General features: G+C 47.5%; 14 protein-coding genes, 10 tRNA genes and 3 rRNA genes. All 27 read left to right on the top strand.

Annotation, left to right across the window (positions count from 1 at the left end):
- Nucleotides 1-54 precede the first annotated feature (54 nt).
- The 27 genes from thrB to ACDE64_RS18025 all read left to right on the top strand — a co-directional run bounded on the left by thrB (nt 55) and on the right by ACDE64_RS18025 (nt 23,043).
- Nucleotides 55-1,050, top strand: a complete 996-nt coding sequence (gene thrB, locus ACDE64_RS18155) for a homoserine kinase (protein WP_411347772.1) — start codon at nt 55-57, stop codon at nt 1,048-1,050.
- Nucleotides 1,047-1,907: a prephenate dehydratase gene (pheA, locus tag ACDE64_RS18150; protein WP_411347771.1), complete on the top strand. Its 861-nt coding sequence runs from the start codon at nt 1,047-1,049 to the stop codon at nt 1,905-1,907. The genes thrB and pheA overlap by 4 nt, the downstream gene beginning before the upstream one ends.
- Nucleotides 1,908-3,043: 1,136 nt before the next feature.
- Nucleotides 3,044-4,596 (top strand): 16S ribosomal RNA (locus ACDE64_RS18145).
- Between the two features lie 257 nt (nt 4,597-4,853).
- Nucleotides 4,854-7,783 (top strand): 23S ribosomal RNA (locus ACDE64_RS18140).
- Nucleotides 7,784-7,845: 62 nt separating this feature from the next.
- Nucleotides 7,846-7,962 (top strand): 5S ribosomal RNA (gene rrf, locus ACDE64_RS18135).
- Together the 16S, 23S and 5S rRNA genes with 10 tRNA genes alongside form the textbook arrangement of a ribosomal RNA operon.
- 39 nt (nt 7,963-8,001) lie before the next feature.
- Nucleotides 8,002-8,077 (top strand) — tRNA-Asn (locus ACDE64_RS18130).
- A 3-nt stretch (nt 8,078-8,080) separates the two neighbouring features.
- Nucleotides 8,081-8,172 (top strand) — tRNA-Ser (locus tag ACDE64_RS18125).
- 94 nt (nt 8,173-8,266) lie between these two features.
- Nucleotides 8,267-8,338: transfer RNA gene (locus ACDE64_RS18120), tRNA-Glu, on the top strand.
- A gap of 6 nt (nt 8,339-8,344) precedes the next feature.
- Nucleotides 8,345-8,420 (top strand) — tRNA-Val (locus tag ACDE64_RS18115).
- A 22-nt stretch (nt 8,421-8,442) separates the two neighbouring features.
- Nucleotides 8,443-8,516 (top strand) — tRNA-Met (locus ACDE64_RS18110).
- Between the two features lie 4 nt (nt 8,517-8,520).
- A tRNA-Asp gene (locus tag ACDE64_RS18105) sits at nt 8,521-8,596 on the top strand.
- A 58-nt stretch (nt 8,597-8,654) separates the two neighbouring features.
- Nucleotides 8,655-8,729 (top strand) — tRNA-Gly (locus tag ACDE64_RS18100).
- A 3-nt stretch (nt 8,730-8,732) separates the two neighbouring features.
- Nucleotides 8,733-8,809, top strand: a tRNA-Arg gene (locus ACDE64_RS18095).
- Between the two features lie 22 nt (nt 8,810-8,831).
- Nucleotides 8,832-8,911, top strand: a tRNA-Leu gene (locus ACDE64_RS18090).
- Between the two features lie 5 nt (nt 8,912-8,916).
- Nucleotides 8,917-8,990, top strand: a tRNA-Pro gene (locus ACDE64_RS18085).
- A gap of 290 nt (nt 8,991-9,280) precedes the next feature.
- Nucleotides 9,281-9,784 carry a crossover junction endodeoxyribonuclease RuvC gene (ruvC, locus tag ACDE64_RS18080; protein WP_411347770.1) on the top strand — a complete coding sequence of 168 codons (504 nt, stop codon included), beginning with the start codon at nt 9,281-9,283 and terminating at the stop codon, nt 9,782-9,784.
- Complete coding sequence (ruvA, locus tag ACDE64_RS18075; RefSeq protein ID WP_411347769.1) at nt 9,781-10,398, top strand: Holliday junction branch migration protein RuvA; 618 nt, start codon at nt 9,781-9,783, stop codon at nt 10,396-10,398. Before ruvC ends, ruvA begins: the two co-directional genes overlap by 4 nt.
- Before the next feature lie 454 nt (nt 10,399-10,852).
- Nucleotides 10,853-11,869, top strand: a complete 1,017-nt coding sequence (gene ruvB / locus ACDE64_RS18070; RefSeq protein WP_411343496.1) for a Holliday junction branch migration DNA helicase RuvB — start codon at nt 10,853-10,855, stop codon at nt 11,867-11,869.
- A 366-nt stretch (nt 11,870-12,235) separates the two neighbouring features.
- Nucleotides 12,236-14,374 (top strand): SpoIID/LytB domain-containing protein, encoded by a 2,139-nt coding sequence (locus ACDE64_RS18065; protein ID WP_411347768.1) that lies wholly within the window; start codon nt 12,236-12,238, stop codon nt 14,372-14,374.
- Nucleotides 14,375-14,381: 7 nt separating this feature from the next.
- Nucleotides 14,382-15,410 carry a tRNA preQ1(34) S-adenosylmethionine ribosyltransferase-isomerase QueA gene (gene queA / locus ACDE64_RS18060; protein WP_411347767.1) on the top strand — a complete coding sequence of 343 codons (1,029 nt, stop codon included), beginning with the start codon at nt 14,382-14,384 and terminating at the stop codon, nt 15,408-15,410.
- Nucleotides 15,411-15,841: 431 nt separating this feature from the next.
- Nucleotides 15,842-16,981 carry a tRNA guanosine(34) transglycosylase Tgt gene (tgt, locus tag ACDE64_RS18055; RefSeq protein ID WP_411347766.1) on the top strand — a complete coding sequence of 380 codons (1,140 nt, stop codon included), beginning with the start codon at nt 15,842-15,844 and terminating at the stop codon, nt 16,979-16,981.
- A gap of 101 nt (nt 16,982-17,082) precedes the next feature.
- Nucleotides 17,083-17,403 (top strand): preprotein translocase subunit YajC, encoded by a 321-nt coding sequence (gene yajC / locus ACDE64_RS18050; RefSeq protein WP_411343492.1) that lies wholly within the window; start codon nt 17,083-17,085, stop codon nt 17,401-17,403.
- Between the two features lie 159 nt (nt 17,404-17,562).
- Nucleotides 17,563-18,894 (top strand): SLC13 family permease, encoded by a 1,332-nt coding sequence (locus ACDE64_RS18045; protein WP_411347765.1) that lies wholly within the window; start codon nt 17,563-17,565, stop codon nt 18,892-18,894.
- 253 nt (nt 18,895-19,147) lie between these two features.
- Nucleotides 19,148-19,399 (top strand): post-transcriptional regulator, encoded by a 252-nt coding sequence (locus ACDE64_RS18040; protein ID WP_411346841.1) that lies wholly within the window; start codon nt 19,148-19,150, stop codon nt 19,397-19,399.
- Nucleotides 19,400-19,630: 231 nt separating this feature from the next.
- Nucleotides 19,631-21,097 (top strand): protein translocase subunit SecD, encoded by a 1,467-nt coding sequence (gene secD / locus ACDE64_RS18035; RefSeq protein WP_411347764.1) that lies wholly within the window; start codon nt 19,631-19,633, stop codon nt 21,095-21,097.
- On the top strand, nt 21,087-21,995 hold the full coding sequence (gene secF, locus ACDE64_RS18030) for a protein translocase subunit SecF (protein ID WP_411343489.1): 909 nt from the start codon (nt 21,087-21,089) through the stop codon (nt 21,993-21,995). The genes secD and secF overlap by 11 nt, the downstream gene beginning before the upstream one ends.
- Nucleotides 21,996-22,068: 73 nt before the next feature.
- A complete protein-coding gene (locus ACDE64_RS18025; protein ID WP_411347763.1) occupies nt 22,069-23,043 on the top strand; it encodes a cation diffusion facilitator family transporter in 975 nt (324 codons plus the stop codon).
- Nucleotides 23,044-23,057: the final 14 nt, after the last annotated feature.

Below are 23,057 nucleotides of genomic sequence, written 5' to 3'. Positions count from 1 at the left end.
TTTGTTCCATATATACCCATCAACATGCATGGATGTTAAAGGAGTAATGCAACGATGAATAATCAGCCTTCCCTCAAAGTATATGAACGCCGAAATGCAGTACGTGTCGCTATCCCTGCCAGTACCGCCAACCTTGGTCCGGGTTTTGATACGCTTGGCATGGCGCTCGGTCTGTACTCATGGATCGAAATGCGTGAAGCAGAACAAACCAATATTACACTGCTTGGCGATCAGTTATACGGCATTCCGACTGACAAAAGCAATCTGATCTACAAAATGGCACAATCCGTTTTCCGCAAAGCAGGCATATCAATTCCTGAGCTGGATATCACTATGTATTCTGATATTCCATTGACGCGCGGGCTTGGTAGCAGTGCTTCTGCGTTAATCGGGGCGTTAGCTGCTGCCAATGCGCTAACCGGTCATGCATTGCCTGATGAAGAATTGCTCAATATGGCAACTGCTTTTGAAAAGCATCCCGATAATGTCGGTGCCTCTCTATATGGTGGTATTGTCGCGGCAACATGGAACGGAGAGCAAGCGAACTGTATCCGCATTACGCCACCAGTTGATTTACAAGCGCTAGTTGTCATCCCTGACTTCCAATTATCCACCACCAAAGCCCGTGAAGTATTACCATCGCAATTGTCAGTAGCAGATGCCGTTTACAATATCAGTCGTAGCTCGCTGCTGGTTGCCGCATTATCTTCCGATCGTCTTGATCTGATAGGCGATGCGATGAAAGATCGTTTGCACCAGCCTTATCGCGCGGCACTGATTCCAGGTATGGAGCAAATACTGGATGAAGGAGTGTCTCACGGGGCACTAGGAATCGCATTGAGTGGAGCAGGGCCAACGATGATCGCATTAGTAGATCGCAACTCTACGCAAAAGCAACAACTGGCACAATATTTGACCGATACGATGCAAGCTCAAGGTATCAGTGCGAGCACATTGTGGCTTGAACCCGTTACAGAAGGCGTTATATACTATTACGACACCGAAACCTATTCATTTATGGATACTGTCAAAGGAGAAGTTCGTTTATGATTCGTATAGCAGCCTTACCGTCCGGTTCTGTGTCTCATGAAGCCTTGCTGCATATTATGGGCGATGTACCGATAGAGATTACCCATCACAAAATGATCGCCGATGTTTTCCTGTCAACTGTGCAGGGCAAAACAGACTATAGCGTAATTCCGATCGAAAATACAATCGAAGGCTCCGTAAGTCTTCATATGGATTGGCTTGTTCATGAAGTCGATATTCCAATGCAATTGGAGTGGGTATATCCATCGATTCAGAACTTGATCGGACGTCGTTCCGAGATTACGGGAGCAGACGGTCAACCAGAATATAGCCGCATTCGCAAAGTACTGTCCCACCCGGTTGCGATGGCACAATGTCACCAGTTCATCCGCCGCGAATTGCCAGAAGCCGAATTGGAACATGTAGGTAGTACTGCGGAAGCCGTACAAATGGTCAGCCAGAATCCAGATCAAGGACTCGCAGCGATTGGTACATCTCTAGGTGCGCAAAAGTACGGGCTGGATATACTCGTTGAACGTGTTACCGATCACGATAATAACCATACTCGTTTCGTTCTAATCGGCAATCGCCCGATTCAAGTCAAGCGCGATGCGGATCATGTCAAAACAAGTATGCTAATTACACTATCCGAAGACTTTGCCGGTGCACTGCATCAAGTACTTGCCGCCTTCTCGTGGCGCAAACTAAACCTGTCCCGCATCGAATCCCGTCCAACCAAGAAAAAGCTAGGTAACTATTACTTTTATATCGACGTAATGGCAGCACAGAACTCCGTCCTGCTCAACGCCGCAATGGAAGAAATCCAGGCACTTGGCTGCCAGGTCCGAATTCTAGGTTCCTACCCATGCTATGAATAAAACCTGACCCAAGCCAACAGCTAACCAATACAATACAGCTGTAACCCAAGAACCAAGAACCAAGAACCAAGAACCAAGAACCAAGAACCAAGAACCAAGAACCAAATACCCTTGCAACCTACTGGTTTCTTAATGGTGTGGGTTAATAGTTAATAATAGAGACTATACAATTCTTACTCAGTACCAATCTTTGATTGAATTCAGTATCTATAACAGCAATAAACTTAAAATGCCTAATACATTGGTTCTATGTTGCGTCTAAAAATCAAGACAAGTATACAAAATAAGTCCCCTCAAAGCAGACAGTACAAAGATCTCTCTTCAAATATGAGATCAACACTAAATGCCAAAGGGGATTTTTTATGTACATTTTTTATGTACATATGTAATATCTTTAAGCATATTTTTGCAAACACGATACTACTCAACTGCTATACAACCTGATACAGATGTATATAAATTTCTTTATTATAGCTTAATACAGTTTGATCGAAAGAAAGCTATGCTGAATGAAAGCTATAAAGCTACAGTGAAAGCTGTTAAAAGATTATCTTAATATAGAGAACATACAATCAAATACTTGCTTGCACAGTTATCCTTACCACAATATTCTATGATTTTCGATATTAAAATATCTTTGCAGGATGAATATATGCCTATAGCATGTATAAAAAATCAATCAGCTGTAACGTATCAAGTTTGTTGTTAATCTAATGATTAGAATGCTAAAGATACAATAGAAAAGTGTAGTAATAATTCAATAAAATACGTTTCGGAAAATTATAAAAGAAAATGCTTGCTAATACGCTAGATACATGATATATTATAAAAGTTGTCACGGAGACGTGATACAAAACACTTTTGAATCCATTAAGTATATAGCACATTTTGTGCATACTTATCCAACAACTTTATAAATGAAATGAACTAAGATTGATCAAAAGTTCTTCAAAAAAAGTTGTTGACAAGAAAGTGTTAAAATGATAAGATATAGAAGTTGCTGCTGAGAGATACAACGGCATACGAAAGAGCTTGATCTTTGAAAACTGAACAACGAGTGAGTGAAGAACTTAGGTTCTTCAAACAATAGAGAACAGCAATGTTCTCGCCAGCAAGAATTGAGCAAGTCAAACACTTTTATGGAGAGTTTGATCCTGGCTCAGGACGAACGCTGGCGGCGTGCCTAATACATGCAAGTCGAGCGGAGTTAATAGAAAGCTTGCTTTCTTGAGACTTAGCGGCGGACGGGTGAGTAACACGTAGGCAACCTGCCCTTTAGCCTGGGATAACTACCGGAAACGGTAGCTAATACCGGATACGTTCGATGTCTGCATGGACGACGAACGAAAGACGGAGCAATCTGTCACTGAAGGATGGGCCTGCGGCGCATTAGCTAGTTGGTGGGGTAACGGCTCACCAAGGCGACGATGCGTAGCCGACCTGAGAGGGTGATCGGCCACACTGGGACTGAGACACGGCCCAGACTCCTACGGGAGGCAGCAGTAGGGAATCTTCCGCAATGGGCGAAAGCCTGACGGAGCAACGCCGCGTGAGTGATGAAGGTTTTCGGATCGTAAAGCTCTGTTGCCAGGGAAGAACGTTTTCTAGAGTAACTGCTAGAGAAGTGACGGTACCTGAGAAGAAAGCCCCGGCTAACTACGTGCCAGCAGCCGCGGTAATACGTAGGGGGCAAGCGTTGTCCGGAATTATTGGGCGTAAAGCGCGCGCAGGCGGTCATGTAAGTCTGGTGTTTAATCCCGAAGCTCAACTTCGGGTCGCATCGGAAACTGGGTGACTTGAGTGCAGAAGAGGAGAGTGGAATTCCACGTGTAGCGGTGAAATGCGTAGAGATGTGGAGGAACACCAGTGGCGAAGGCGACTCTCTGGGCTGTAACTGACGCTGAGGCGCGAAAGCGTGGGGAGCAAACAGGATTAGATACCCTGGTAGTCCACGCCGTAAACGATGAATGCTAGGTGTTAGGGGTTTCGATACCCTTGGTGCCGAAGTTAACACATTAAGCATTCCGCCTGGGGAGTACGGTCGCAAGACTGAAACTCAAAGGAATTGACGGGGACCCGCACAAGCAGTGGAGTATGTGGTTTAATTCGAAGCAACGCGAAGAACCTTACCAGGTCTTGACATCGGAATGACCGGTACAGAGATGTACCTTTTCTTCGGAACATTCCAGACAGGTGGTGCATGGTTGTCGTCAGCTCGTGTCGTGAGATGTTGGGTTAAGTCCCGCAACGAGCGCAACCCTTATGCTTAGTTGCCAGCACATGATGGTGGGCACTCTAAGCAGACTGCCGGTGACAAACCGGAGGAAGGTGGGGATGACGTCAAATCATCATGCCCCTTATGACCTGGGCTACACACGTACTACAATGGCCGGTACAACGGGAGGCGAAGCCGCGAGGTGGAGCGAATCCTAAAAAGCCGGTCTCAGTTCGGATTGCAGGCTGCAACTCGCCTGCATGAAGTCGGAATTGCTAGTAATCGCGGATCAGCATGCCGCGGTGAATACGTTCCCGGGTCTTGTACACACCGCCCGTCACACCACGAGAGTTTGCAACACCCGAAGTCGGTGGGGTAACCGCAAGGAGCCAGCCGCCGAAGGTGGGGTAGATGATTGGGGTGAAGTCGTAACAAGGTAGCCGTATCGGAAGGTGCGGCTGGATCACCTCCTTTCTATGGAGAATCGTCTTCTGCAACGAAGACATTCAAATCGAAGTCGTTTGGGAAACCAGACGCGGGTCCCATGTGGATCGACACTCACTCGTTGTCAGTTTTGAAAGAGCAACTACTCTTTCAAGTTGATCCTTGAAAACTGGATACCGAAACGAAACATCGCGTTTTAGAAGACTGTTCTTACTGAACACTGTGTAAACAGGATTCGGTAACGAAGAGTAAGATAGGTTCTTCTTTTCTAAGAAGACCACCAACTAGGTTAAGCTAGTAAGAGCACACGGTGGATGCCTAGGCGCTAGGAGCCGACGAAGGACGTGGCGAACAACGATAAGGCCTCGGGGAGCTGTAAGCAAGCATTGATCCGGGGATGTCCGAATGGGGAAACCTCACTGGATTCATCTCCAGTGACTCACATCTGAATACATAGGATGTGTAGAGGCAGACGAGGGGAACTGAAACATCTAAGTACCCTCAGGAAGAGAAAACAAGAGTGATTCCGTCAGTAGCGGCGAGCGAACGCGGAACAGCCTAAACCAAGAAGCTTGCTTCTTGGGGTTGTGGGACGTCTCTTTGGAGTGACAAAGGAATATGGTAGATGAAGAGGTCTGGAACGGCCCGCCGTAGAAGGTGAAAGCCCTGTAATTGAAAGTATATTCCCTCCGAGACGGATCCCGAGTAGTGCGGGGCACGTGAAACCCCGTATGAATCTGCCAGGACCATCTGGTAAGGCTAAATACTCCCTAGCGACCGATAGTGAAGCAGTACCGTGAGGGAAAGGTGAAAAGGACCCCGGAAGGGGAGTGAAATAGAACCTGAAACCGTGTGCTTACAACAAGTCAGAGCCCGTTTTAGGGGTGATGGCGTGCCTTTTGTAGAATGAACCGGCGAGTTACGTTCCCGTGCAAGGTTAAGGTGAGAAGCCGGAGCCGCAGCGAAAGCGAGTCTGAATAGGGCGACATGAGTACGTGGACGTAGACCCGAAACCGGGTGATCTACCCCTGTCCAGGATGAAGGTACGGTAACACGTACTGGAGGTCCGAACCCACGCACGTTGAAAAGTGCGGGGATGAGGTGGGGGTAGCGGAGAAATTCCAATCGAACCCGGAGATAGCTGGTTCTCCCCGAAATAGCTTTAGGGCTAGCCTCGGAAGATGAGTCGCGGAGGTAGAGCACTGATTGGATGCGGGGCCCGCAAGGGTTACCAAGTTCAGTCAAACTCCGAATGCCGCAGACTTTATTCCGGGAGTCAGACAGTGGGTGCTAAGGTCCATTGTCGAAAGGGAAACAGCCCAGACCATCAGCTAAGGTCCCGAAGTGTGTGTTAAGTGGGAAAGGATGTGGAGTTGCCCAGACAACCAGGATGTTGGCTTAGAAGCAGCCACCATTGAAAGAGTGCGTAATAGCTCACTGGTCGAGTGACTCTGCGCCGAAAATGTAACGGGGCTAAACACACCACCGAAGCTATGGCTTGATGCATTCGCATCAGGGGTAGGGGAGCGTTGAATGAGGATTGAAGGTGTACCGCAAGGAGCGCTGGACATCATTCAAGTGAGAATGCCGGTATGAGTAACGAAAAGATCAGTGAGAATCTGATCCGCCGAAAACCTAAGGGTTCCTGAGGAAGGCTCGTCCTCTCAGGGTAAGTCGGGACCTAAGGCGAGGCCGAAAGGCGTAGTCGACGGACAACAGGTTGAAATTCCTGTACCACCGAAAGCCGCTATGAGCAACGGGGTGACGCAGGAGGGTAGTGACGCAGGCTGATGGATGCCTGTCTAAGCAGTGAGACTTGTGTGTAGGTAAATCCGCACACTCCAAGGTCAAGCTGTGATGGGGAGCGAAACTTATAGTAGCGAAGGTCATGATCTCACACTGCCAAGAAAAGCCTCTAGCCAGGAAGCAGGTGCCCGTACCGCAAACCGACACAGGTAGGTGAGAAGAGAATTCTAAGGCGCGCGGAAGAACTCTCGTTAAGGAACTCGGCAAAATGACCCCGTAACTTCGGGAGAAGGGGTGCCCCGGTAGTGTGAATAGCACGAGGGGGCCGCAGTGAAAAGGCCCAAGCGACTGTTTAGCAAAAACACAGGTCTGTGCGAAGCCGCAAGGCGAAGTATACGGGCTGACGCCTGCCCGGTGCTGGAAGGTTAAGGGGAGTGGTTAGTCTTCGGGCGAAGCTATGAACCGAAGCCCCAGTAAACGGCGGCCGTAACTATAACGGTCCTAAGTAGCGCGAAATTCCTTGTCAGGTAAATTCTGACCCGCACGAATGGCGTAACGATTTGGGCGCTGTCTCAACGAGAGATCCGGTGAAATTTTAATACCTGTGAAGATGCAGGTTACCCGCGACAAGACGGAAAGACCCCATGGAGCTTTACTGCAGCTTGATATTGAACTGGGGTGCGATTTGTACAGGATAGGTGGGAGCCTAGGAAGAGGGAGCGCAAGCTTCCTTGGAGGCGCCGTTGGGATACCACCCTGATCGCATCTGAGTTCTAACCTAGTACCGTGATCCGGTACGGGGACCGTGTCAGGTGGGCAGTTTGACTGGGGCGGTCGCCTCCTAAAATGTAACGGAGGCGCCCTAAGGTTCCCTCAGAATGGTTGGAAATCATTCGAAGAGTGCAAAGGCAAAAGGGAGCTTGACTGCGAGACCTACACGTCGAGCAGGGACGAAAGTCGGGCTTAGTGATCCGGTGGTACCGCATGGAAGGGCCATCGCTCAACGGATAAAAGCTACCCTGGGGATAACAGGCTTATCTCCCCCAAGAGTCCACATCGACGGGGAGGTTTGGCACCTCGATGTCGGCTCATCGCATCCTGGGGCTGAAGTAGGTCCCAAGGGTTGGGCTGTTCGCCCATTAAAGCGGTACGCGAGCTGGGTTCAGAACGTCGTGAGACAGTTCGGTCCCTATCTGTCGTGGGCGTAGGAAATTTGAGAGGAGCTGTCCTTAGTACGAGAGGACCGGGATGGACGCACCGCTGGTGTACCAGTTGTTCCGCCAGGAGCATCGCTGGGTAGCTACGTGCGGACGGGATAAGCGCTGAAAGCATCTAAGCGTGAAGCCCCCCTCAAGATGAGATTTCCCAAGTTTAGTAAGACCCCTTGAAGACGACGAGGTTGATAGGTTGGGGGTGGAAGTGCAGCAATGCATGGAGCTGACCAATACTAATCGGTCGAGGGCTTATCCAAGATTCTAGACACGCGATGGATCGTTTCGGATTCAGTTTTCAGGTGATGAACACATCTGCACGTTTGGTGATGATGGCGGAGGGGTTCCACACGTACCCATCCCGAACACGACCGTTAAGCCCTCCAGCGCCGATGGTACTTGGACCGCAGGGTCCTGGGAGAGTAGGACGTTGCCAAGCGAAACAGCAAGACTAGCCACTCTAGAGAGTGGCGACTATTCCCTGATAGCTCAGTTGGTAGAGCACTCGACTGTTAATCGAGTTGTCACAGGTTCGAGTCCTGTTCGGGGAGCCATATGGAGAGGTGTCCGAGTTGGCCGAAGGAGCACGATTGGAAATCGTGTAGGCGTCACAAGCGTCTCGAGGGTTCGAATCCCTCTCTCTCCGCCAGAAAGATTTGAATATACTATATATTTAATATGTAAAGATCAGGTTGTCTGTTTGTGAAATACATGTTAACATGATGTAGGATGTTTATAAGTAAGGCCCGTTGGTCAAGGGGTTAAGACACCTCCCTTTCACGGAGGTAACAGGGGTTCGAATCCCCTACGGGTCATGAGATGGAGACTTAGCTCAGCTGGGAGAGCATCTGCCTTACAAGCAGAGGGTCGGGGGTTCGATCCCCTCAGTCTCCACCATCTAGATTTTCTTTTTCAACGACGCGGGGTGGAGCAGTCCGGTAGCTCGTCGGGCTCATAACCCGAAGGTCACAGGTTCAAATCCTGTCCCCGCAATGATGGAACCGTGGTGTAGGGGTTAACATGCCTGCCTGTCACGCAGGAGATCGCGGGTTCAAATCCCGTCGGTTCCGCCATTTTCACTTTTGGTTTTCGAACGAAAAGCGGAAATGGACTGAGAAGTACAAGCAAAATGCGGACGTGGCTCAGCGGTAGAGCATCGCCTTGCCAAGGCGAGGGTCGCGGGTTCGATTCCCGTCGTCCGCTCCATTTGCGCCCTTAGCTCAGCTGGATAGAGCGTTTGACTACGAATCAAAAGGTCAGGAGTTCGAATCTCTTAGGGCGCGCCATTATTTTCATATCTTCACACTTGCCGGTGTGGCGGAATTGGCAGACGCGCGCGACTCAAAATCGTGAGGGAAACCGTGGGGGTTCGAGTCCCTTCACCGGCATATATCGGGATGTAGCTCAGCTTGGTAGAGCACCTGGTTTGGGACCAGGGGGTCGCATGTTCAAATCGTGTCATCCCGATACCAAAAACCACTATTCTTTAGGAATAGTGGTTTTTTTGTGTTTTAATTTTATTCATTAGGATGTAGCAAATAAAATTCAGATCATTAAACAAAGCAACATAGCCCGATAGTCAAACTTTCTGATATAATAAAAAAATGATACATATGTTCGCTTATTTCGCTTATGATAGAAGACAAGCAGATTGGGATATGTACGTTCATTATTATGAATTGAAACTAGAGTAAGTGAAGCTGAAGATCGTAGGCGAATATGTAAAGGACACGGATGATTATAGGGGAGAGATGGTTTTGCGTATTATGGGAATTGACCCCGGAATTGCGATTGTCGGTTTCGGTTTTATTGATAAAAATGGTAGTAAGCTGACGCCAGTGCAGTATGGTTGCATTCAAACTGAGGCGCATACGCCGGATGAAGATCGTCTTGTACATGTGTATGAAGGTATGGTGCAGCTGATTGAAAAATATGAGCCGCAGATGGTTGCTTTTGAGAAGTTATTTTTTAGCCGGAATGTGACGACAGCGATGTCAGTCAGTCAGGCGCGTGGTGTAGCAATTTTGGCAGCGGCGCAAAAGGGTTTACCTATTGCTGAATATACACCAATGCAGGTGAAGCAGGCGATTGTCGGTTACGGTAAAGCAGAGAAGCGTCAGGTACAGGAAATGATACGGATGTTTTTGAATTTGCAAAAGATTCCTAAGCCGGATGATGTTGCGGATGCACTAGCTGTTGCTGTATGTCATGCACATTCTTATGTTTTGAATTCCAAACTAAATGAGGTATTGAAAAAATGATTGATTTTCTGCGCGGACCTGTAGTTCATATGGAAAATGAATATGTTGTGATGGATGTGAATGGAGTAGGGTACCGTGTCTTTTGCCCGAATCCATATGCGATTGCTAAAAATAACGGTGAAGTGATGGTGTATATCCATCATCACGTTCGTGAAGATGCGATTCAACTGTTTGGATTTTCGACCAGAGATGAGCAGAAATTGTTTCGTAAGTTGATTGAAGTATCTGGTATTGGTCCACGAGTGGCACTGGGGATTTTGAGTGGTGGTAGCCCGGAAGGTGTCATTGCAGCTATTTATCAGGAGAATATTACATTTTTGACCAAGCTGCCGGGAATAGGGAAGAAGACGGCACAGCGTATGATTCTGGATTTGAAGGACAAGTTGGATGGAATTGGTGGCTCCATTATTGCTACAGGATTATTTGCACCGATTGATTCGTCTTCTGTCTCATCGGGAGAAGTGTGGCCGGAAGTACGTGAAGGTTTGAAGGCGCTTGGATATACGGAAACCGAACTGGATCGGATCTGGCAGATGCTCAAGCATGAGGTGTTCCCGGAAGATTCTGCGGATTCGGTAATGAAACGTGCGTTGAAAATGCTGTATACTGGATAAGCATACTGTGGATGTATTATATTGTGTGTCTGATGGGTTACTACATGAATGCATTAAGTTTTTGTACTAGATAGGTGTAGTGCACGATTACGTTTGGTTTTGTGCTGGAATTTATGCTGGAATAAGTATATTAAATGATTTCATGTAATTATATATTGACATAATCATGCTTGGTTATGTTCTAGTTGGGCGTACTGGATGATTGCATTTGATTATATGTTGAATAGACGTACTATATATTGCATAGACATATTATACATGGTACAGACGTATTATATGATATTAGTTATATGCTAGATAGATTTGCTGCATGATTTGGTTTATTCGTGTAATGTATACGGGTGTTTCGATGATCACCTGTGATTGCATAAGTATATTTGAGTTGTGCTATGCTCAATTCATGATGGAATAGATAAATGAGCTTGCGTAAGGCAAGAAGAGGGGAGCGATAAAGATGACGGATGACCGCATTATATCGGCTAACTTGATGATGGAAGATCAAGCGGTGGAACTCAGTCTGCGTCCCCGTTACCTTGCTGAATATATCGGACAGGGCCGGGTTAAGGAAAATTTGAAAATTTACATCGAAGCAGCCAAAATGCGTGGTGAGGCGTTGGATCATGTACTGTTGTATGGTCCACCGGGACTCGGTAAAACGACGTTAGCGAATATTATTGCGAACGAGCTGGGCGTTAATTTGCGTACGACTTCCGGTCCAGCGATTGAACGTCCGGGCGATCTAGCGGCGCTACTGACTAATTTGCAGGATGGCGATGTGCTGTTTATTGATGAGATTCATCGACTAAATCGTTCGGTAGAGGAAGTGTTGTATCCGGCGATGGAAGATTCAGCGCTTGATATTATGATTGGTAAAGGTCCGAGTGCACGGTCGGTGCGACTGGATTTGCCGCCATTTACGCTTATCGGGGCAACGACAAGAGCAGGGTTGCTGTCTGCACCGCTTCGTGATCGGTTTGGTGTCGTTAGTCGATTGGAATTTTATACGGTGGATGAATTAACTTTTATCGTTAGCCGTGGTGCTGATATTCTCGGAATTGAGATTCTGGGCGATGCGGCACAAGAGATTGCACTTCGTGGACGAGGGACGCCGCGGATTGCGAATCGTCTGCTCAAGCGGGTACGTGATTATGCGCAGGTACGAGGCGATGGTATCATTACGCCGGAGATTGCTGAGGAGTCGCTGAATATGCTACAGGTTGATCCTTGTGGTTTGGACCAGATCGATCATAAGATGTTAGAAGCGATGATTCATAGCTTCCGCGGTGGTCCGGTTGGTTTGGATACGATTGCGGCGACGATTGGTGAAGAAGGGCAAACGATTGAGGATGTGTATGAGCCGTATTTGTTGCAGTTGGGTTTTTTGCAACGGACGCCGCGTGGTCGTGTTGTAACGCCGAAAGCTTATAGTCATCTGGGGATTCCGATGCCAGAGGATTTGAAAGGTAGATAATTGAATTTGCTTTTCGTTCATGTACTGTATTAGAAATGCCTTCAAGAATAGGAAATCCTTATTGCGAAATGAGGATATATTCTTGAAGGTTTTTTTGATTGATAACAATTTTAAAAGACACCAAGTCATTTGGCGGAAATGTGCGTATAATGAATATTGGGACTTTTTACATGGTTGGATGAATGTGTTGAATCCATTATGGATGAAGATCGGATAGAATTATGTTTATAATGAGAGCTAATGAGAGCTAATGAGAGCTAATGAGAGAAATGAGAGCTAATGAGAGCTAATGAGAGCTAATGAGAGCTAATGAGAGAAATGAGAACTAATGAAATCTAATGGAGGACAAGGGGAAGGAAGATGGTAATGAAAAAACAACTACAGGATCACAATATATGTTCGTATCGACCGCTATTATCAGCAACAGCGAAAAAGAAGATGGGCAAAAAAATCGGTACAGCGGCAGTTGCGGTTATGACCGCTGCAGCTATTTTTCTGTCCAACGTTCCGCATACACAAGCGGCGACGTTTGAGGAGGATGTGCGGGTCGGGTTGTTTTTTAATGGTGGCAGTACGTATTCTTCTATCGTGCCGGTTGTTAATGTGAAGTCCGCTGGGGATTTGCAGGTAGGGGTGAACAGCGGCGGAAGTTTTCGTTCGTGGGCAGATATTGGCGGACAGGCGAGCTTTGGTATTGATGGCTACCGGGTAAAGGTTCTGGAAACGACTAGCTTTGATACAGCGGCGGCAGGGATCAAGCTATTGCAGCCAACAAGCGACAAGCCGATTGTATTTGCTACTTCGAAAGGCGGCAGCACGGTGTATCAGTTGTACACTGGCATGTACGCTTCAGAGGCGGCAGCAACGACGGCGACAACACGGGTATCGCAGACAGCCAAGTCGTTGCTTGGCACACAGACACCAGCAGTGAAAGGAAATATGCATCTATCGGCAGGCAATTATGCCAGTTCAGCAGAAGCGCAAACAGTGCTAAGTACAGCGCAAAATGCGGGATTGGATGCGTTTCTCGTGTTGACTGGCAGCAGTTCGTATCAAGTCTGGATCGGTGAAGAAGCCAACAGTACTGGATTGGCACAGTTAAAAGTAACGGCTGCTGCCGCTTTGCCATCTGCTCCTTTAACGACGGTATCCGGTTCAGCACCAGCGCTAATAATGCGCGAAAATGTAACGTCCAGTGTAACCAGTCCTTCACCGGTCGATCATTATATGCTAAGTGGCAATAGTGCAGTATTAACGGTCAAAGGTAATGATTCCGGTACTCAAGTAACGGAACGCTCTGCACGCACGTATCGTGGGGATTTTGAATTGAGTAATTACAATGGGCAACTCGCTTGGATTAATGTGTTGCCGATGGAAGAATATTTGTATTCGGTTGTTGGTGGTGAAGTTTCGGCTTCATGGCCAGCAGAAGCGCTCAAAGCACAAGCAGTAGCAGCACGCAGTTATGCTCGTTTTCAAGAACAGGGCTCTAAATTTAAAATTGCCGATGTGGTTGATACGACGCTAAGTCAGGCTTATAATGGCGTAGGTGCCGAAGATAAGCGGATCATTGCGGCTGTTGATGCGACGGACGGCGAAGTGGTGATGAAAAACGGCAAGCTGGTCGAAACGATCTTCTCTGCCAATGCGGGCGGTGCCAGCGCAGACAGTTCGGAAGTATGGAACGGTGGTGGCGATGTATTCGTTAGTGTCGATTCGCAAGCAGATGAAGCAGCACAGGCTTCGTTGAAAAAGTGGTATCATGTACTACTGGACAACGGAAATTCTGGTTATGTGCGCGAGGACAATGTCAAACTGACTGGTGACAAAACTGATGCCGGTTTGGATCAAATGACGGTAACTACCAAAAATACGAATGTTCGCAAAATGCCTGTCGTACAGAGCAATGTACAGGCGGTTGCCCAGCTCAATCCAGGTGATGCAGCAACTGTATTGGAAGTAGTGCCGGAATCGAACAGTTATCAATGGATCAGAGGACCATATACGTCGGCACAACTGGTGGCAACATTGAAAGGGAAAACGACGTCCAGTCTGCCTTCAACGATCACTTCGATTCAAATTACCGAACGCGGTCCATCCGGTCGTGTAACCGAGATCAAGGTCAATGGCAATGTAGTTGCTGTTAAATATCCTGATGTGTTCCGTTCCGCGTTGAACGGCTTACCCAGCACATTGTTCGATGTGGTCAGTACGGATAAATATACGGTCATTGGCTCCGGTAACTCACAAGATGAGCTAAGTGCCGCAGGAACAGTACTGCTAGGTGCTTCCGGTCAAGGAACAGGTACATCAAGCACTGTCATTATGAATGGTGATGGCAACGCACGTGTGACAGAAGCAGGCGGGTTCTTATTTACCGGTAAAGGCAATGGACACGGATTGGGCATGTCGCAATGGGGTGCCAAAGGCATGGCAGACAAAGGATCGAATTACAAAGACATTTTGCAACATTATTATCATGATGTAGACATAGTGAAGGGATAAATGAACAATGAAAGTGGATGTATATGATTTTGAATTACCAGAACGACTAATTGCACAGGTGCCGCTGCAAGACCGAACGGCATCACGCTTGCTCACGCTGAATAAACAAAGCGGTGAGACTCGGCATGAGCATTTTGGCGATATTTTGAATTACTTGCACGAGGGCGATACGCTCATTCTGAACGATACGCGTGTCATTCCGGCTCGATTGTTTGGGACGAAAAAGGATACCGGTGCCAAAGCAGAGATTTTGCTGCTGACACAATTGGAGGGTGATCGCTGGGAAGCGCTAGTGAAACCGGGTAAAAAGATCAAGCCTGGCGCTGTTATTCATTTCAGTGATGAGCTGGAAGCGGTGATCGAAGAAGAAGGCGATATGGGAATGCGTGTATTATCGTTCCGGTATCAAGGAATTTTCCAAGAGATTCTGGATCGACTTGGCGAAATGCCGCTGCCTCCATATATTAAGGAAACGCTGGATGACCGTGAGCGTTACCAGACGGTATATGCCAAAAATGAAGGCTCGGCTGCTGCTCCGACAGCAGGGCTTCACTTTACGACAGAGCTGTTGGATCAAATTCGTGCCAAAGGTGTATCGGTAGGCTTCGTGACGCTACATGTTGGATTGGGAACATTCCGTCCGATGAGTGTGGAGACAGTAGAAGATCATGTGATGCATGAGGAGTATTATTCTCTGCCTGCAGAAACAGCGACTCTGATCAATAAAACGAAAGCGCGCGGCGGACGTATTGTAGCCGTTGGTACGACGTCAGCACGTACGCTGGAGACAGTCGCACGCGACTTTGCGGGTCAACCGCTGGAAGCGACAAGCGGCTGGACACAGATTTTCATTTATCCAGGTCATACGTTTGGTCTGGTGGATGCGATGATTACGAATTTCCATTTGCCTAAGTCGACGCTGGTGATGCTGGTGAGCGCATTGGCAGGACGAGATCATATTATGGCGGCGTATCACGAGGCGATTGAGCGAGAATATCGGTTCTTCAGCTTTGGCGACGCGATGTTTATTTATTAATTCCTTGTCTATCATCGCAGTCGAAAGAAGTTGTAGAACGCGATAGTGACATTGCTATAGAAATCGATATATTCAGATAAACATAGCTTGTGCGAAACAGGGTGGCTCCGGTATAATAAAATGTCGGTGCCGCCTTGTTTTTTGTGCTCTTGTAGAAATCGCGAACCATGGGCGCTTTGAACGGAAAGACAGGTACGATGTAGCCGTTCGATAGCACGAGCAGCTACGAGTAGCTATATGAAGAATGAAGTCCATTGTAGCTTATGAACATGTTAAATAAAGCAGTAGGCAGGATGGGACTGCTATCAGACCATTTGGGTTCAACATAGCGACAGATTGCATAGATCATAGCTATAACGCTAAATGGAAGCAGCAAAATCAATGTCATTGATATACGAAATCTTGAATGCAGAAAGAAGAGAATACACATTATGTCATCACCTATTCGTTACGAACATATTAAAACGTGTAAACAGTCTGGCGCGCGTCTTGGTCGCGTGCACACGCCGCATGGCGTGATCGAAACGCCTGCATTTATGCCAGTCGGTACACAGGCGACCGTCAAAACGATGAGTCCCGAAGAATTGAAGCAGATGGATGCGCATATTATTTTGAGTAATACGTATCATCTGTTCTTGCGTCCGGGTCATGATCTGATCCATGAAGCGGGTGGATTGCACAAATTCATGAACTGGGATCGTCCAATTCTGACGGATAGCGGCGGGTTTCAAGTATTTAGCTTGAGCGAAATGCGTAAAATCACTGAAGAAGGCGTACATTTCCGCTCTCATCTGAATGGAGATAAGCTGTTCTTATCACCAGAAGTGGCAATGGAAATTCAAAATGCGCTCGGTTCTGATATTATGATGGCGTTTGACGAGTGCCCGCCATATCCGGCAGAGTACAAATACGTTAAACAATCGCTGGAACGTACGACGCGCTGGGCAGAACGCTGCCTAGAAAGTCATAATCGTTCGCATGATCAAGGGCTGTTCGCAATTGTGCAGGGTGGTATGCATGAAGACCTGCGCAAGCAGAGTGCACTTGATTTGACTTCGATGGATTTCCCGGGGTATGCTATTGGTGGACTGAGCGTTGGGGAGCCGAAGCATTTGATGTATCAGGCTCTGGACTTTACAGTGCCATTTTTGCCGACTAACAAGCCTCGTTATCTGATGGGCGTGGGCTCACCGGATGCGTTGATCGAAGGTTCGATTCGTGGTGTTGATATGTTCGACTGTGTATTACCTACCCGAATCGCTCGTAACGGTACGACGATGACAAGCGAAGGTCGTGTTGTAGTTCGTAATGCAAAGTATGCGCGCGATTTTGGTCCACTGGACCCGAACTGTGATTGTTATACATGCCAGAATTATTCACGCGCGTATCTGCGCCATCTAATCAAGGCGGACGAGACATTCGGTCTGCGTCTGACTACGTACCACAATCTGCATTTCCTGCTGAATCTGATGCGCAATGTGCGTCAGGCGATCATGGATGATCGTCTGTTGGATTTCCGCGACGAGTTCTTCACTCAGTACGGATTGCATGATAATGACAAAGGCTTTTAATAAAGACGTATGCTTATGAGCAAAGTAAGCGATGACAATGGAAACACAACGGGTGCCGAACAACCGGCTTCCGGTTTATATTTTAATAAGGGGGAAATACCATGTTTAACTTAGCTGCTTCGACTGGCGGTACAGGTAATCTGGTAGGAGCGATTCTGCCATTCGTATTGATGTTTGTTGTATTCTACTTCCTGCTGATCCGTCCTCAGCAAAAAAAGCAAAAGCAACGTAATCAAATGCTGAATACGCTGTCCAAAGGCGACAAAGTCGTAACGATCGGCGGACTGCACGGAACAATCGTGGAAATTACAGACGATATCGTTGTTCTGCGTGTGAATGATGTAACGAAGCTGACGTTTGACCGTTCAGCAATCAGTCATTCTACAGTAAAAGAAACGACGGTTCCAGCTGCTAAAGTATAAGTGAAATCTATTGGAATCTTTGGCACGCATGACAAAGTAAGAACTGACATGCGTTCAGTAACGTACTACATGATGATGTAACAGATAAGCGGACCTGCGCCTCGGCGAGGTCCTTTTGTTTTGCTTATGATGTGTATACATAGTGGAAAGGATGATTGTATGCAGATGACAGAAACGATGATGAGCTGGCAGCCTACGGTGGCGATTTTATTATTTCTAATAGCGTACGCGGTATGGATGACGGATCAATTAAATCGGACGTTGATTGCCATTGTGGCGGCAGTGCTGTTTCTTCTGCTCGGTATTGCGGGCTGGAATCATGTATTCACGTATATAAACTGGGATATGTTACTGCTCTGGACTGGAATGATGATCATATCAGCAGTGCTGGGGCGTAGCGGTTGGATTCGTGTCTTAACAGTGCTTGTGCTGCGACGTAGCGGTGGACGTCCGGCATGGATGTTTATTGGGCTGATGGTGCTAACAGCGATCTGTTCGGCATTGCTGGATTCCGTATCGACGATGCTGCTGCTCGTACCTATGCTGTTATCCATTGCCAAAGAATGCCGTTTGCCGGCTGCTCCTTTTCTAATCGGAGCGGTGCTGATCAGCAATACTGCGGCAACTGCGACGCTTATCGGTCAGACAAGCAATATGTGGATCGGTACTGCCAATCCGCAGCTAACTTTTATGGCATTCATTCAGGTGCTTGGTCCGATTATTGGGGTGCTGCTCTGTATTCAAGTGCTGTGCATCTGGCTTGTTTATTATAAAAGTCTACGTTTTCAGCCGCTCTTGCTACAACCGGAGAAGTGGAATATCACAGATCCGCAAGATGTACAGCAGACGGTACGACGTGGTAGCCGTGAAGCGGTACTGGTAATCTTTATTTTAACGATCATATTGTTGATGATCGCTCCTGCTCTTGGATGGAAACCGGGCTGGATTGCAGCGGCTGGTGCAGTTGTTATGCTGCTGATTGGGCAGCTGGCGGGTATTCGAACAGGGACGATGCTGAAACAGCTGGAATGGGAGCCATTGCTCTTTTTCGCCGGGTTATTCATTATTGCTGGTGGATTGGTGCAATCTGGTTGGATCACGACGGGAGCGACTGCACTCATTGAGTTGACGAATGGCAGTATGGCGTGGATTGCACTTATTTTGCTATGGATGACTGGATTGTTGTCGATGGCAATGGATCATATGCCGTGGATCGCTGTAATGATTCCGCTGGTGCAGGAAACAGGTATCCAGATGGATGCAGAATCAGCTGGTGTGCTTCATCCGATCTGGTGGGCGCTAGCGCTTGGTGCAGGCATCGGAGGTAGTGGCACTTTGTTAAGCTCGGCAGCTGGTCTAATTGCAGCCTCAATGGCTGAACGCGACAATCAGCGACTGCGATATTTGGAATTTTTAAGAATTGGCTTGCCATTGACGCTATTCTCACTGCTTATTGCTTCTCTGTATGTAGGATATGTGCTTATTCCGTAAAAGGTTTATGTTCTTATGTGGCAAAAGAGAGTTATGGAGTCGACTAGTTTGTATAGCTTATAACGCTTTGGTAATCGCAATCTGCGAATTCCTCATTTTTATATGTAAAGTTTATGAACAATAGCAGGAATTCGCCATTTCCTTGCCGAAAGGTACAGGGTGTATGGTGTGCTGGCAGGGATATACCCCGGCAACGGTCAATGTGAACAAGAACATGATTTTGAAGCTTATTACAGGAAGGTAGCTGGTGGACATGGATGAATTGAGCAATGCGGAGTTGACGGAGCTGATCGAATCGCTGTGCCAGAGCAAAATCGATGAGTTCAAAATGCTGGGTTACGAGCAGATTACTTCCGAGGAATTATGGGATTGCCTGAACAGCAAGTATGAAAAGCAGGGAATGCCACGGTTGTATGCGCTGGTCAACGATATTTTGTCGATGAAGCCCAATCAGCTGATGCACTATCTCACAATGTCCTCGTACAAAGAAGCGGAAAAATGGTGATGCCGTACGGTAAGGGGGAAACGTGACGGATATCGGTCGTGGATGAAACGATCGGCAATTGTAAGATTTTGTTCACATCAGGATAAGCAAATTCATTGGACCAATGGGAAGCTGGGACCGGTGTTTTACTGGCATCAGCTTGTTTGTTTTGTCGACCACCGGTAAATTGACTGTCATTTGTGTCACCGATATAATAGGAATATTGAGAATGAAAGGGGAACCACATACGGGATGAAAAGAGTCATCAGTTTCGTAGTCGTCATACTGGTCGTAGCTGGCATCATCGGCGCAACGACCCCGCTATTTAAAGACATCCGTTTGGGATTGGATCTTAAAGGCGGTTTTGAGATTTTGTATCAGGCTACGCCAACCACGCAAGGGGAAGCAGTCACCAGGGAATCCCTGATTCAGACTGCGAAAAGTCTGGAGCAACGCGCGAATGCGCTCGGTACAAGTGAGCCCGAGATTACGACGGAGGGAACCGACCGGATTCGCCTTCGGATCGCCGGTGTAACGGATGAAGCAACCGTTCGCCAGACGATGAAGGAGCCGGCAGAGTTGACGTTCCGCAGTATGTCTGGATGCTCGACCGATACGTCCAGCCAACAATCCTCGGACAAGTCGTCGTCCACGGAAAAAAGCAGCAACACAACAAGCAAATCAAGCGGATCTGCAGACAGCAAGAGCAATTCCGACAGCAACACGGTAACGACACAGAGTGCGGAATCGACACCAGCAGTAGAAGTGACGCCTAGCACTGGCGCTGCTACTTCATCTGCAACGTCCGATACTTATGCCAATGAAGATCCATTGAAAGTATACTGTAAGGTGGAACTGCAAGGTGATGATTTCAAGGAAAATGGCGCATCGGTTGTCTACAACCAGTTGAACCAACCTGAGATCACCATTCAGGTAAAAGATGCAAGCAAATTTGCCGAAATTACCAAACGTCTGATCAATCAGCCGCTGGCGATTTTCTTGAATGATACGCTGTTGTCTGCACCGGTTGTACGTGCAGAACTGACAGGTGGTACAGCAAGCATTTCTGGTGATTACACCACTCAGGAAGCACAGCAGCTCAAAGACCAGATCAATCTGGGCGCATTGCCGTTGAAGCTGACCGAAGTGTATTCCCAAAGTGTTGGCGCTTCGCTCGGTCAGCAATCGTTGACTGATACGCTGCGTGCAGGTATTGCTGCGTCGATCGTGATCCTGTTATTCATGGTTCTTGTTTACCGTGTACCAGGTTTGATCTCCGGTTTCTGTATCATCGTGTACATCTGGCTGACATTGATGATCTTTATCGCAGGTGATTTCACATTGACATTGCCAGGTATTGCCGCCTTCATACTCGGGGTCGGGATGGCCGTCGATGCCAACATTATTACGTTTGAACGGATCAAGGATGAGATCATTAACGGCAAGAGCATCCAATCCGCATTCAAATCCGGTAGCCGCAGTTCCTTTGGTACGGTTATGGATGCCCAGTTGACTACGATTATCGCAGCCGCGGTTATGTTCGGTCTGGGTACAGGCGCAGTACGTGGTTTTGCCCTCGTTCTGATCTTTAACATTATCGTAAGTATTGCAAGTAACTTGTTCTTCTCCCGTTATCTGTTGTCCCTGCTTGTTAAGGGAAGACTGATCAACAAACCGGAGTATTTCGGCGTAAAGGAGAGTGAACGAAATGCGCTTTAAATGGAATTATGATTTTGTTAAGCTGAGCAAGTATTTCTACACATTTTCCATTATTGTGACCATTGCCGGTATTATTTCACTGGCAACGCTCGGTTTAAATTATGGCGTTGACTTCCGTTCCGGTTCCAATGTGGATATTACATTGACCAAGCAATTGACAGAGGCAGAAGTTCAGCCTGTGGTCGATAAACTGAATTTTTCTAATGATCCAAGCATCAATATCGGTAGCGGCGGCAAAATGTCGATCCGCTTCGAAACGGTATTGACCGATACGCAGGAAAATCAGCTGAAAGAAGCATTCACCAAGCAACTGGATAGCGGGGCTTCCTTTGAAGTCAATACCGTTGATCCGGCAATTGCCAAAGAGTTGGAGCGTAACGCGATCTATGCCGTACTGCTTGCCAGTATCGGTATTATCATTTACGTAACGATTCGTTTTGAATGGCGGTTTGCGGTTGCATCCGTTGTAGCATTGCTGCATGATGCGTTTCTCGTCATCTCGGTCTTCTCAATCTTCCGCTTGGAAGTCGATCTGACCTTTATTACAGCGGTACTGACCATTATTGGTTACTCACTGAACGATACGATCGTTATCTTTGACCGTATCCGTGAAAATCTACGTTTCTCGAAACAGAAAAAAGGCAGCGATGTGGCGACCATCGTCAACCGGAGTATTTCTCAGACGATGACCCGTTCCCTGAACACAGTATTGACCGTATTTATTGCGTGTCTGTTCCTGTTCATTATGGGTAGTGAGTCGATTCGCATGTTCTCGCTGGCAATGATGATCGGTCTGGCATTCGGTGCGTACTCCTCGATCTTTATCGCGAGCCCGCTCTGGCTAGTACTGAAAAACAAACAAAAGCCAAAAGTAAAAAAAGCGTCGAAACCGGCGTAACCCTGTAAGCTTTCAACTGTTGAAGCCGCGTCCAGCTATTGACGCGGCTTCCTTTCGTCTTAGGAGGAATGCAATGGAGAACAAGTTTATCCGGCAACAGGAAAAGGTATTCTGGACATCGATGCTGACTGGATTAACGCTGGCAATTGTCAAAGGAATCACAGGATATCTCGCGATGAACAAGGCGTTGATCGGGGATGCGTTATATACAGCTGCGGCAACAGCACGTCAGCTGACGGATCGTGTCTTTCGGCAGGATGGTCGTCGAACGCGCAGAGCACAGGCAGTCGATGTATCGTCGGGAAATGGAAGTAGCGGTATTCCATTTGCCAATATGGTGATGACAGTGTTGCTATTGCTAGGTGGTCTGGAAATCGGAATCTCAGCGATTCGCGATATAATGGCAGATGAAATGGCAGAGCCGAAACCGTTTGCGATTGTGCTTGTCTTTTTGGCGATGGCAGTCAATGAAGGAATCTTTCGGTACCGTTATCGATATGTGAGCAAGTTGAACCATACGACATTAACGGAAATGGTAGATACTCATCGCTATTCGCTGTACTGCTCTATTGTCGTGCTTGCAGGATTACTCGGTACGATTGCCGCATTGGAGCTGCAACAAGACCGACTGTATTACGTACAGCCGATCTCGGCACTGATTGTCAGTATGATCTTATGGCGTCAGGGGTATGTACTGGCTCGTCAGTCGATCTACGGTCGATTGGTACATACGATGGAGCAACAGGATGCCAGCGACTATATGGAGACGGTACAGCGCGTACAGGGCGTGATCACTGTCGAACAGTTGCAAGCACAGGAGCAGGAAGATGGTGTGCATATTCAACTGATCATCGGCGTTAATCCGCAGATTACCGTGCAGGCAGCTGCTGAGATTGCCGATTATGCCAAAAATCTACTATTAACCCGGTTCACCCATGTTAGTCATGTCCATGTACAGGTTGTCCCGTACAATGGCGGTTATCCGTACAAGTCCAACTATGATTGGAACCGTAGCGAAGGACGCTCGGGCGACGGAATGCTTCACTGAAGGAGGAACAACAT

The sequence above is a fragment of the Paenibacillus sp. WLX2291 genome (assembly GCF_046603665.1).
Lineage (GTDB): Bacteria > Bacillota > Bacilli > Paenibacillales > Paenibacillaceae > Saccharibacillus.
This window is presented reverse-complemented; position numbering and strand designations above follow the sequence as displayed.